At 68.5% G+C, this 295-nt stretch carries 1 protein-coding gene; it reads right to left on the reverse strand.

Going from position 1 to position 295, the window contains the following annotated elements; all coding sequences use genetic code 11:
• Positions 1–295 (reverse strand): acyltransferase domain-containing protein (locus IH68_RS51415; RefSeq protein WP_159403913.1); only part of this gene is annotated, 295 nt, incomplete at both ends.

Raw genomic sequence — 295 nt, forward strand, 5'->3', positions numbered from 1 at the left:
CCCCCGCCACATGCGCCGCCGCCATCTCACCGATCGAATGACCGGCCAGCACGTCCGGACGAACCCCCCACGACTCCAGCAGCCGGAACAACGCCACCTCGAGCGCGAACAGGGCAGGCTGCGCGTACTCCGTCCGGTTCAGCCGCTCCGCGTCCGCACCGAAGACAACCTCTCGCAGCGGCAGTTCGAGGTCGGGGTCCAGGTGAGCGCACACCGCGTCGAAGGCATCCGCGAAGACCGGATACTCCTCATACAACTCCCGGCCCATACCCAGGCGTTGCGAGCCCTGACCGGC

It is taken from the genome of Streptomyces sp. NRRL S-646 (assembly GCF_000720765.1).
Taxonomy (GTDB): Bacteria; Actinomycetota; Actinomycetes; order Streptomycetales; family Streptomycetaceae; genus Streptomyces.